Origin of the sequence: Algoriphagus oliviformis (genome assembly GCF_017254915.1) — a bacterium.
GTDB classification, from domain to species: domain Bacteria; phylum Bacteroidota; class Bacteroidia; order Cytophagales; family Cyclobacteriaceae; genus Algoriphagus; species Algoriphagus oliviformis.
Window position 1 is genome coordinate 127,325 of record NZ_JAFKCT010000007.1, and the last position, 12,999, is coordinate 140,323.

Sequence of the window (12,999 nt, forward strand, 5' to 3'; positions counted from 1 at the left end):
AAAGTACTGATTTGAAAGCAATTCACAACCCTAGTATCCTGTTTTAGCCTGTAATTAATGCTGTGATTTCCCTAGGAAAGTACTGATTTGAAAGCAATTCACAACGTACGTAACCATCTGCCTGGCCCCGATGGAGCTGTGATTTCCCTAGGAAAGTACTGATTTGAAAGCAATTCACAACGGAGGCCTACTTCAATGTCGCCATCAAGTGGCTGTGATTTCCCTAGGAAAGTACTGATTTGAAAGCAATTCACAACGAGCCCCGGAGTGATGTCCTGGTCTTTTTGGCTGTGATTTCCCTAGGAAAGTACTGATTTGAAAGCAATTCACAACAAGAACGGGAATAGGATTTTTGAGGGGGATGCTGTGATTTCCCTAGGAAAGTACTGATTTGAAAGCAATTCACAACAAAGGCGTTATGTCTTGGAGTGACTTTTGCGCTGTGATTTCCCTAGGAAAGTACTGATTTGAAAGCAATTCACAACGTGTTGTTTATTGATTATTAAAAGATATTTGCTGTGATTTCCCTAGGAAAGTACTGATTTGAAAGCAATTCACAACAACTTTTAAGCGAGTAAACTTGCCGGAAACGCTGTGATTTCCCTAGGAAAGTACTGATTTGAAAGCAATTCACAACGCCCTTGGGATTCGGTTGCTTGTGTAGGATGCTGTGATTTCCCTAGGAAAGTACTGATTTGAAAGCAATTCACAACATGTCGGACAGCGCGGCATTCTTTTTCCTGGCTGTGATTTCCCTAGGAAAGTACTGATTTGAAAGCAATTCACAACCGGTGAGCTCATGGAGTTCGCTTTTCAGGAGCTGTGATTTCCCTAGGAAAGTACTGATTTGAAAGCAATTCACAACTGATGTCAGGATAGCGTTTATAAAGGCGTGCTGTGATTTCCCTAGGAAAGTACTGATTTGAAAGCAATTCACAACGCCTGTATTGTACTCAAAATCGACCCGTATGCTGTGATTTCCCTAGGAAAGTACTGATTTGAAAGCAATTCACAACTGACCAAACCCACGGCTACCAAAATGAACGGCTGTGATTTCCCTAGGAAAGTACTGATTTGAAAGCAATTCACAACACAAGCTGCTTCACCGGAGGAGGCTTGGGAGCTGTGATTTCCCTAGGAAAGTACTGATTTGAAAGCAATTCACAACTTGGACAAAAGTTAAACTTTTTGTTCACTGCTGTGATTTCCCTAGGAAAGTACTGATTTGAAAGCAATTCACAACAGTCCGCCTGCACCTACATTATGGCAAAGAGCTGTGATTTCCCTAGGAAAGTACTGATTTGAAAGCAATTCACAACTCATTTAGGTTGTTGTCGCCAAAAACTTTGCTGTGATTTCCCTAGGAAAGTACTGATTTGAAAGCAATTCACAACTAGATAGCCCTGCATTGGTATAAGTCCACAGCTGTGATTTCCCTAGGAAAGTACTGATTTGAAAGCAATTCACAACGAATCACAATCAGCCCAACCAAAACCAACTGCTGTGATTTCCCTAGGAAAGTACTGATTTGAAAGCAATTCACAACTTCCAAAGCCTCGCCAAGTGCCTCGTCAAGCTGTGATTTCCCTAGGAAAGTACTGATTTGAAAGCAATTCACAACTCTAGGGCACCCGCAGATGTAGAGGGGTTGGCTGTGATTTCCCTAGGAAAGTACTGATTTGAAAGCAATTCACAACTGTGTAGCGATTCATCATGAAGTTTCAACGCTGTGATTTCCCTAGGAAAGTACTGATTTGAAAGCAATTCACAACAGGCTCCCTCGAAAAGAACGCCTTCAATTCGCTGTGATTTCCCTAGGAAAGTACTGATTTGAAAGCAATTCACAACAGCGGATGGGAGGAAAGCCCCGAGTTGGCTGCTGTGATTTCCCTAGGAAAGTACTGATTTGAAAGCAATTCACAACGGAGACCCTCACCGTGCTCCAGCACGCCGAGCTGTGATTTCCCTAGGAAAGTACTGATTTGAAAGCAATTCACAACCTGGGTGGCGATGTCCTGCGCGGCGTCAAAGCTGTGATTTCCCTAGGAAAGTACTGATTTGAAAGCAATTCACAACGCTGGTGCTGGGACTGGGCAGCTACGACCCGCTGTGATTTCCCTAGGAAAGTACTGATTTGAAAGCAATTCACAACAATCAAGAGCTGAGCAAAGCCGTGGCCCAAGCTGTGATTTCCCTAGGAAAGTACTGATTTGAAAGCAATTCACAACGTATAGGGAATGGCGTATATATCGGTGTTAGCTGTGATTTCCCTAGGAAAGTACTGATTTGAAAGCAATTCACAACAGTACTAAATTCATGCACTGTATTTGATCGCTGTGATTTCCCTAGGAAAGTACTGATTTGAAAGCAATTCACAACTAGTGCGCTACTGCATTTTATTAGAGCCGTGCTGTGATTTCCCTAGGAAAGTACTGATTTGAAAGCAATTCACAACTCAGGTATTCTTTCCACCACTTGCCAATCGCTGTGATTTCCCTAGGAAAGTACTGATTTGAAAGCAATTCACAACGATCCAGGTGGACAACTTCAACCTGATCTTGCTGTGATTTCCCTAGGAAAGTACTGATTTGAAAGCAATTCACAACCGGATCGACCGCTATCAAAAATTCCTGCATGCTGTGATTTCCCTAGGAAAGTACTGATTTGAAAGCAATTCACAACGCATTCCAACGCTACCGCACTCTTGGAATCGCTGTGATTTCCCTAGGAAAGTACTGATTTGAAAGCAATTCACAACCCTGTAAAAACTCCAATTATCCGGCTTTGAGCTGTGATTTCCCTAGGAAAGTACTGATTTGAAAGCAATTCACAACCAGGAGCTTGACGATTTTCGAAATCATCGAGCTGTGATTTCCCTAGGAAAGTACTGATTTGAAAGCAATTCACAACCGTGGGCAAAATGTTAATATATTGGCTAAGCTGTGATTTCCCTAGGAAAGTACTGATTTGAAAGCAATTCACAACTATAGTGAAAGAAACCCGCTCAACATCTCCGCTGTGATTTCCCTAGGAAAGTACTGATTTGAAAGCAATTCACAACGCGTGGGGTCTTTGGATGGATCGGGGTATCGCTGTGATTTCCCTAGGAAAGTACTGATTTGAAAGCAATTCACAACTCCCACGAAGTGGATGCCGGAAAAGATCAGGCTGTGATTTCCCTAGGAAAGTACTGATTTGAAAGCAATTCACAACTACTATGGAATCCTCTTTTTATAAAATCTGGCTGTGATTTCCCTAGGAAAGTACTGATTTGAAAGCAATTCACAACCTTTGGGGCTTTTGATTTTTTAAAAAGTTTGCTGTGATTTCCCTAGGAAAGTACTGATTTGAAAGCAATTCACAACGTTGTGAATGATGCCCTGGGCGAATATTTGCTGTGATTTCCCTAGGAAAGTACTGATTTGAAAGCAATTCACAACGGACACATTGCCCGGAATGTAGATGGTGCGGCTGTGATTTCCCTAGGAAAGTACTGATTTGAAAGCAATTCACAACTCATTTTCGACCATTGTCCTACCACACAGAGCTGTGATTTCCCTAGGAAAGTACTGATTTGAAAGCAATTCACAACCCTATCGCTCCAAAGAAGGCTCGGCGAGTCGCTGTGATTTCCCTAGGAAAGTACTGATTTGAAAGCAATTCACAACGGATCTTCGCTGGTGGCCACAAATTCATTGCTGTGATTTCCCTAGGAAAGTACTGATTTGAAAGCAATTCACAACAGTGAAATGATATCCCCGGTCGGTGTCCTCGCTGTGATTTCCCTAGGAAAGTACTGATTTGAAAGCAATTCACAACGCACGTCAGATAGCGGTAGCGGCTGCTTCAGCTGTGATTTCCCTAGGAAAGTACTGATTTGAAAGCAATTCACAACGGATCATATATCGGTGCCGTCTAGGGTGATGCTGTGATTTCCCTAGGAAAGTACTGATTTGAAAGCAATTCACAACGGTTTTGGGGTTTTGGTAAGAGCTTCTATCGCTGTGATTTCCCTAGGAAAGTACTGATTTGAAAGCAATTCACAACTGATTATCTACTTTAATGTAGTATCTTAGAGCTGTGATTTCCCTAGGAAAGTACTGATTTGAAAGCAATTCACAACCTTAGGGGTCACGATGATCCGAGCGGACGAGCTGTGATTTCCCTAGGAAAGTACTGATTTGAAAGCAATTCACAACTGGTTCAGGAATGTTGATATAAGGGACAAAGCTGTGATTTCCCTAGGAAAGTACTGATTTGAAAGCAATTCACAACGTTGCCGTCGGTGTCATAGCCAAACAGGATGCTGTGATTTCCCTAGGAAAGTACTGATTTGAAAGCAATTCACAACGACATGCCGGGTGCCCCGGTGGCCTGGATCGCTGTGATTTCCCTAGGAAAGTACTGATTTGAAAGCAATTCACAACTGTTCCCTATAAAGCTAGTACACTAGATCGGCTGTGATTTCCCTAGGAAAGTACTGATTTGAAAGCAATTCACAACTACATCGCATGTCTAAGACCCGCAAACTGAGCTGTGATTTCCCTAGGAAAGTACTGATTTGAAAGCAATTCACAACGCAGAGGCTGATGATGGCGGGCACGACCTTGCTGTGATTTCCCTAGGAAAGTACTGATTTGAAAGCAATTCACAACTATTATGCTGTTTACATATATTTATAATTGGCTGTGATTTCCCTAGGAAAGTACTGATTTGAAAGCAATTCACAACCAGGCTAAAGGCGGTGTCTTTGAATATGCGCTGTGATTTCCCTAGGAAAGTACTGATTTGAAAGCAATTCACAACCAACATGATGAGCGCGTTCACGGTGTATATGCTGTGATTTCCCTAGGAAAGTACTGATTTGAAAGCAATTCACAACACGGCTGGGGTAAACGGCACCGCATCGATGGCTGTGATTTCCCTAGGAAAGTACTGATTTGAAAGCAATTCACAACCAGACAATTCCCTGACTGTTCTTTTCCCAGCTGTGATTTCCCTAGGAAAGTACTGATTTGAAAGCAATTCACAACTAGTTGAAGCTGACTTGCTTCTCATGCTGAGCTGTGATTTCCCTAGGAAAGTACTGATTTGAAAGCAATTCACAACCTTGGCGGAGCTCTTTTCCAACCGTGAGGGGCTGTGATTTCCCTAGGAAAGTACTGATTTGAAAGCAATTCACAACGAAACGTTGCCTTCAATCGCACCAAGCAAGAATTGAAATTTTTGATGGCTCGGCAGAGGGAAAACTGGCCTTCCGCAGCAAGCTCAAAATCCCTTTCCAAATACCCCTCTTGGTACTGGCTCTTGTCAGGGGTGGGCTGCTTGAAAAAGACCTCTAAGCTTTTCCAGATCGGAGACGCTTCGCCCATGCGTTGTTTTTTCGCCTGAGCTGTTGGCGTACATCGAGGAAAAGGTGCAGAAGTGGGTTTTCAGCTGGCCGTTTTCCCCCCGTCGGGCAAAGATCAGCCAAGTCTCGCTTTTGTCGATGCCCATGTCGCAAGAAGACCAGCGTTCGGTAACGGTTTTGTTTCCCCCGTGTATGAGGATAGAACCCTGGGTGTCTCCTTTGAAGGACTCCAAAACGGTCAGGTCCGCTTGGTAAAACAAATCGTTTTCATGGGTTTTGGGGATTGCCGAGGCATAGATGGAGTCGATTTGAACCAAAGCGACAAAGTCATAACCCGCCAGATCCTCCTGAGTGTTGAACTCATAGTTGCCGGAGCAGTGGCAGGAAAAAGCCTCGATGGAGGCAAAGAGATTCAACAACAAAACCGCCAGGAATACCAATTTTTTCATTTTCGCTTGTTTGAGCAATGAACAGATAGTGCTTCAGCAGGAGCCGAAACACCTAAGAATCCAAGTTAAAGAAGCTTGGAGGAAAAGCAAACGGATTACTAAGAATGTTGGATATCTCTGATCGGTGTAGTTCTCAGCTTACTTCATCACCACGTAGAAGGGTACATTGTAGGAAGCGACGTTGCCTTGCTGGTCGTAGGCGAAAGCAAAGATCCGGTAGGGGCCTTCTTCTTTTGGCGTCTTGAACCTGACGCTGTCGCCTTCGACGCTATCTATCAGGTGCTCCATGGTGTAGCCCGTCATATTGTAGTCGTAGCCTTTGACTTCGATGAAGTAGTTTCCCTCGTGCCGGATTTCCCATCTGTAGGTGAGGGAGTCCCCTTCGAGATCTTCGGTAAAAGCCTTGGCGATGTATTCGGTGTTGTTTTCGAGATACACATTGTCGTAGGCGGGGCCTTGGGCAGTTTCTATGAAGATGTTGCTGATGTCGGGAGCGGAGTTTTCGGCTTGTTCTTTTGACCAGGCATATCTTAGGAAGTTGGCCAGTTCGGTTTTGCTTCCATCTTCGGAAAATACGCTAAACCAGGTATGCGTCGCCTCATACTTATGTCCCCAGTAGAATGCGTAGCTGCCCAAAAGCAGGGAGCTGTCCGAGGCGATTTTGTCCCAATATTCCTTCATGACTTGGATCTTCTCGGCGGTTCTCATCTCCTTGGGTGCGCCCCACTCCGTGGCGGGAATCTCCCAATGGCCATCGGGCCCCCATTCGGAGACGATGAAAGCCTTGCCCCAGCCCTTGTCCTCATAGACCCTTTCGTACATTTGGTCTATGGTCTTGAAGGCATTGAATCCCAAGATGTCGATGTGAGGCATCACATGTCGGTAAGAGGCCACTTTGTTTTGGCTGGAAAAGACGTCCACAGCAGTCATCGTGGGGTGGTTGGGATCCACTTCTTTGATCATTCGGGCGACCTGGTCGATGATGTAAAAGACCACCGGTCTAGGTCCGCCACCATATTCCTTGACCTCATTGCCCACTCCCCACATGAGCAGGGCGGGATGGTCTTTGTATTTTTCGATCAAGGGACGCAATTCCTCTATTTTTCTATCCACTTCCCAATACTTCCAGTAGCTGAAATCATTGCCCCAGGAGGGCCGCCCCACCTCCAGTCCCAGGGTGACGGTCAGCCCCTTTGCATGGGCTTCGTCCAAAATCCTATCCGCGTCGTGAAGGCTCCAAGTTCGGATAGAATTGCCGCCGTATTCGGCCACGAGATCCAGGTGCTCCGTTCCGGCAGCGCCCTTGATGTAATAAGGCTCGCCATGCCGGTAGAGTTGGGCTTTTCCGTCTTGATACCTAACTTCGACCGTGGGATTTTCGACCTTTGGAAGGTCTTGGTCGCAAGCACAGAATAGGAATAAAGCGATAAAAAATGTGACTAATTTATGCCTTTCAAAATTGGTTTTCATGGCCTTTTAGTAAAACTGATCTGTCGGTTGGTTGACGAAATGTGTTGGTTTCCTTTTTCGAACGAAAAATAGAATAATAAAATTTGCAATTCAAATACTTAATAATGTATTTTGAATCTGAAATTGTCTTTGCCTAATCAATGAGTAGAAAACTATTTTTCGGAAAGTTAATTCTGATTTTTGGCCTTTTGTCTTTGATGCTGTTTTTATATGGCTTTTTGGAAGAGGTCGGGGTCGGACAGCGGGTTTTGTTTTGGCTGCTTTCGGGCTCCCTTTTCTTCAAACTGCTGAAGGTGGGCTTTGAGTGGTATCACTATGCCGGCCTTCCCGAGCCTCCGCAAAAGTCCGTCAAACCCAAGGCTCCCGAGCACCCCTTCACGGTGGATATGCTGACTACTTTCTGTCCAGGCGAGCCATTTGACATGTTGGAGCGCACTTTGAGGGCGATGGTGGGCGTGCGCTATCCCCATACGACCTACCTCTGCGATGAGGGCAACGACCCTGTGGCCAAAAAACTTTGCGAAAAACTCGGGGTGGTGCACGTCACCCGGGAGACCCACGAAAACGCAAAGGCTGGAAATATCAACAATGCGCTGAAGCAGGCGACCGGCGAGATCTGCGTCATCCTGGATCCAGACCATGCGCCTTTTCCCGAGTTTCTGGACCATGTGCTCCACCATTTTGACAATCCCGAGATCGGCTATGTGCAGGTGGTCCAGGCCTACGGCAACCAGTCGGAGTCGCTGATCGCACAGGGGGCAGCCGAGCAGACCTATATTTTTTACGGTCCCTACATGCAGGCCATGAGCGGATACGGCACGGCGCAGGCCATTGGTGCGAATTGTACTTTTAGGAGAGCTGCTTTGGACTCTATAGGAGGACACGCTCCGGGATTGACCGAAGACATGCATACCTCGATGCTGCTCCATGCGGAAGGGTGGAAGTCGGTGTATGAGCCGGTGATCCTCTCCCGGGGACAGGTTCCCAGTAGCATCTCGGCCTACTACAAGCAGCAGCTTAAGTGGAGCAGGGGGACTTTCGACCTTTGGCTGAACCTCTTTCCCAAGTTGTTTTTCAAGTTTGATTGGAGGCAAAAGCTCCACTATGGCTTGTTGCCGGTTTACTATTTGTTTGGATTGATCGGTATTGTCGACTTCGTCGTCCCGATATATTCCCTGCTTACGGGCGAATACCCTTGGCTCGTGGATCCCGGGGTGTTTTTTGTGTTTTTTACCCCTTTCTTTCTTTTCAGCTTGGCCTATAGATACTATGCGCAGGGCTGGCTCAACCATCAGGAGGAGCGAGGCATTCATCTCATGGGCGGGATTTTGCGGGTAGGCACCTGGTGGATCTACACCATAGGATTTGTGTACACCCTGCTCAATATCAAGGTGCCCTATATTCCTACGGAAAAAGAACACTCCACCAAGGGGGAGTTTCTCTTGGGACTGCCCAATCTTCTGGTGGCGATCATTTCCCTTGGGGCAGTGGTGTATGGGCTTTCCCAAGACTGGCAGCCTTACAGCATGCTGATGGCCGCTTTTGCCCTGGTCAATGCCTTTGTTCTGTTTTTCGCATTTGCCATCGGGCAGACGACCTGGGTCAGCCAGTCCAAAAGCAGTTTTTACAAGTTTAGAGATCGATATGCGATCAAGGAACAGCACCTGTCCTATCTCAAATTGAGTCGGCTGAGCTTTCGCTTTGCCCTGGTCTTGCTTCTGGCATCGACTTCCCTCCTGATCGTGGGAGCCATCAAGATCGGCAGCGACCAATACCTCGATCCCCTTCCCAAGACTCCCATCGAAAAAGAGCTTGGAGGCTTCTACCTGGGGATGTACAATGCCCAAGCCGATGTGAAGTCGGACTTGTCTCCCATCCGGGCTATCGAAAATGAATCGGGGATGCAATGGTCTATCATCTCTACCTACGTGGCCTGGGGAGATGGGCAGGTACCGACCGGGAAACTGAGGGACATCGTCGCCCATGGGGCCATCCCCATGCTTACCTGGGAGCCTTTTTCCAACTTGTTTGAACAGTATCAAGATGTCGCGGACCTGAAGGAAAACAAGCGGATCTTTCGCTACATACTCGACGGATACTTTGATTCCTATATTGACGAAATGGCGGTGGCACTGCGGGACCTCCATTCCCCGGTGTTTTTGCGGTTTGCCCATGAGATGGAGAATCCCATGTACCCATGGTCTGTATCCGGAGGAAATAGTCCGGAGGACTTCGTGGAGGCTTGGAAGTACCTTCACTATAGGTTTGAAAAAGTAGGGGCGCACAACGTCTCGTGGGTTTGGAGCCCTTGGTCAACAGAGGGATTCGAATCCTATTTTCCCTACGGCAATGACGGCTCCTACAGCCAGTACGTTGACTGGATAGGCTTGACTGGGCTTAACTACGGCTTGGCCTCGCCGGGGCAGTCCTCCAAGTCTTTTGACGAAATCTATTCGCCCTTCAAAGAGCGTATCAAAGCCCAAGGCCTGGAGCTTCCGGTGATGATTGCCGAGTTTGGCTCCACCTCGTACGGAGTCGATGGCAAGCAGTGGGTGGACCAGGCCATGGCATCCATCCAGGAGCGACACAAAGAGATCCGCTCGGCTGTTTTTTTCTACAGCGATCTGGACAAAAACTGGGTGACAGCCTGGCGGCCGGCAGAGAATGCCCAATTCATCGATTGGACCTTTGATCTTGGGGGCGTCTCTAAGGCAACTGAAGAGTTTGAGCTGTTTGAGGGGAAAAACTACCTGACGGAATCGGGTGAGGGCGGACTCAGCCCCAAGATGCTGGTCGCCCGAAACGGAGCGCATGAGCTTCTAGTGGACGGCGAACCGTTTTACATCAAAGGAATCGCCTACAACGCGGGCAATGACTGGGAGGAAGGCTTCAAGCCTTTGTCCCGAAAGCAGCTGGATGCGGACTTTGAGCTCATCAAGCAGATGGGAGCCAATACCATCAGGAGGTATGAGCCAGGGATCTATGACCGAAATATTCTCAGGGCGGCAGATGAGCATGGACTGAAGGTCATGTTTGGCTTCTGGTTTGACCCGAAGGTGGACTACCTGCAAGACCAAGGGAAGCTGGATTCCTATCGGAAAAAGGTGCTCGCAGCCGTCGAAAAGCACAAGGACAACCCGAGCATCATCGCCTGGAACATCGGCAACGAGACCTGGGGGCTTCTGAAAAAGCACTATGCCCAACCCTACCTCAGCGTGGTGAGGAGAAGCTATCTGGAGTTTTTGGACGGGCTGGCGGTACAGATCCGGGAGATCGATCCCCAGCGTCCCGTATTTTCGTCCGAAGAGCATGACAACGAACGCCTGATCGGCGCTATTTCCCAATACAGGGCTTTTGCCCCCCATGTAGATGTGATCGGGATCAATTCCTACTACGAGGAAAACATCAGCGAGCTCCAAGAGATCATGGAGCAGGCCTATCCCGGTAAGCCTTACGCGGTCACCGAGTTTGGCCCCAAGGGCTATTGGAACCAAGAGCTGGGAGACTATTGGAGGGATAGCTTGCTGATCGAGCTTTCCTCGGTCAAAAAAGCCGGCTGGTATCGAGACCAGTGGCTCGAATACATAGAGAAGCACAAGGGGGACAACCTGGGCGGAGTGGCTTTCAGCTGGACCGACCGCTACGAGGGTACGGCAACCTGGTTTGGGATCACCGACCACAAGGGGAGGCTGAAGCCTTCCTACTATTCCCTGCAGTCCGTATGGCAGGAAGAGCCGTCGCAGCCAAGATCATTTCCGGATATCACGATTTCCGGGCATTGGCATGTGCTCAGCCCTGGAGAGACCCTTTGGCTGTCCGCCGCCGTGACCAATGGGTATGAGGGGGATTTGGAGTACAGCTGGGAAGTGTACGACGAAAACTGGCAAAGGAGTACTCCCGTGCTGGCAACCAAGCTGGAGGGGAAGTTTGTAGAGATACAGATGCCTGCCAAGCCTTCGAGACTCTACCTCTATGCAAAGGATTCTGAGGGAAACACGATCACCGCATCCAGGCCGCTGTTGGTATCGGGGCAGTAGATCTTTTTGAAAAGCAACAATTCCAGTTGTGGGAAAGGCCGGTTTGTGGTCGTTTCGATAGCATGGAAGAAAAAAGAAAAACCCGGCAGGAGCGATCCTGCCGGGTTTTATTGTTGGGGTTTGTCATGGTCGCTTAGACCACATCCGGCACCTCAAAGCCTTTTCTGTAATTGCGGGTCAGCATCGCGTCTGCTTCGGCGTCATTGACAAACTTCTCCGATTTGGGGTCAAAGTTCAGTACGCGGTCGAGACGGTAGGCGATGTTGCCCAGGTGTGCCAAGGCTGAGGAAAGGTGGGCGGTCTCCACGGGGCCGTTGAGGATGGAGCTGTCGCGGGTGCGCACGGCCTTGATGAAGTTTTCGAAGTGCGCATCGGTACCTCCGAGTCCACGATCGACGCCGCTGGCAGCCTGGCCTCCGTCAGAGTTGGACTTGCCTGGGGTATTGTCCTTGCCGAGGAAGGAGCTGTACTTGTCGTAGCCGTCGATCACGATGTAGCCCTTGTCTCCATAGAAGATGTTGCCCACGGTGGCGCCGCCTTCGTTGTTGGTCAGCCATGGACGCACCTCAAACTGGATGATCTTGTCCTCCTCGGGATAGTGGTAGATGGAAGTCAGGAGTTCCGGGGTTTCTTTGCAGTCTTTCCAGAGAAACTTGCCGCCCATGGAGGTGATCTTGGTAGGCAGGCCTACGTCCAGTCCCCACTGGCAAAGATCGGTCTCGTGGATGCCTTGGTTTCCCACGTCCCCGTTCCCATAGTCCCAGTGCCAGTGCCAGTTGTAGTGCACCAGGTTTTCGGTGAATGGACGCTTGGGGGCCGGGCCGGTCCACAGGTCGTAGTCCACGCCTTCGGGGATAGGGGAAAAGCCTTTGTCGCCGATGTCACCACGCATGCGGAACACCAAGCCGCGGGCCATGTACACCTTGCCTATGTAGCCGTCGCGCATCAGCTGGATGGCTTCCTGCACTGCGGGAGAACTTCTCAGCTGCACGCCGTGCTGGACAATGCGGTCGTACTTGTAGGCCGCCTCGACCATTTTTCGCCCTTCGGCGATGTTGTGCGAACCGGGTTTTTCCACGTAGACATCCTTGCCCGCTTGGCAGGCCCAGATGGTCGCCAGGGAGTGCCAGTGGTTAGGCATGGCGATGCTCACCACGTCGATGTCCGGGTTGTCGTAGACTTTGCGGAGGTCTTGCTCCAGCGCTACGTCCGCCTTGTATTTTTCCTTGAAGCTTTTCTGTCTTTCCTTCAGCAGTCTCATATCCGGATCGCAGAGTGTAGTCACTTGGACATTGTCCTGCACCATGAGGCTGGCGATGTGGGTTTGTCCCCGACCGTTCACGCCAAGTACGGCGGCGTTGATGCGGTCATTGGCGCCAAAAGCTTTGGCGGGGATGATGGTGGGCGCAAAGACTGCCGCCGCGCCGGCGACTGCGGTCTTTTTCATAAATGATCTTCGGGATGGGTTTTTTGCCATTTCTATCTGTTAGTTATTAGGTTATTTATCGTCGTCGAAAGTTTCCTCGCAGTCGTCTAAGTGGACATTTGACCGTGGTTTTTCCAGGCAAGTCCTTTGCTCACAGAGGGAAGATAAATTTTAATTCTCTAAACATCCCCAATAAAGTGTGCAACGGTCAAAGTATTAACTCAAACGATTTCGGACCTTTTCATCCGAAAAACAGAAGAAAATGGT

At 48.5% G+C, this 12,999-nt stretch carries 4 protein-coding genes and 1 CRISPR repeat array (1 of these 5 running past the window's edge); of the genes, 1 reads left to right on the top strand and 3 read right to left on the bottom strand.

All coding sequences use genetic code 11. From position 1 onward, the window contains the following. A CRISPR array of direct repeats spans nucleotides 1–5,185; the repeat unit is 46 nt; unit sequence GCTGTGATTTCCCTAGGAAAGTACTGATTTGAAAGCAATTCACAAC; it begins 1,761 nt to the left of the window's first position. A 125-nt stretch (nucleotides 5,186–5,310) separates the two neighbouring features. Continuing rightward, nucleotides 5,311–5,799 (bottom strand): hypothetical protein, encoded by a 489-nt coding sequence (locus J0A68_RS16005; RefSeq protein ID WP_206579239.1) that lies wholly within the window; start codon nucleotides 5,797–5,799, stop codon nucleotides 5,311–5,313. A 138-nt stretch (nucleotides 5,800–5,937) separates the two neighbouring features. After that, nucleotides 5,938–7,269: a glycoside hydrolase family 2 TIM barrel-domain containing protein gene (locus J0A68_RS16010; protein WP_206579240.1), complete on the bottom strand. Its 1,332-nt coding sequence runs from the start codon at nucleotides 7,267–7,269 to the stop codon at nucleotides 5,938–5,940. Between the two features lie 140 nt (nucleotides 7,270–7,409). On the opposite strand from J0A68_RS16010, the gene J0A68_RS16015 reads away from it, so the two are divergent. Beyond that, nucleotides 7,410–11,306: a glycosyltransferase gene (locus tag J0A68_RS16015; protein WP_206579241.1), complete on the top strand. Its 3,897-nt coding sequence runs from the start codon at nucleotides 7,410–7,412 to the stop codon at nucleotides 11,304–11,306. A gap of 133 nt (nucleotides 11,307–11,439) precedes the next feature. Here the strand turns inward: J0A68_RS16015 and J0A68_RS16020 are convergent, their stop codons facing one another. After that, a complete protein-coding gene (locus J0A68_RS16020; RefSeq protein ID WP_206579242.1) occupies nucleotides 11,440–12,783 on the bottom strand; it encodes a Gfo/Idh/MocA family protein in 1,344 nt (447 codons plus the stop codon). Nucleotides 12,784–12,999: the final 216 nt, after the last annotated feature.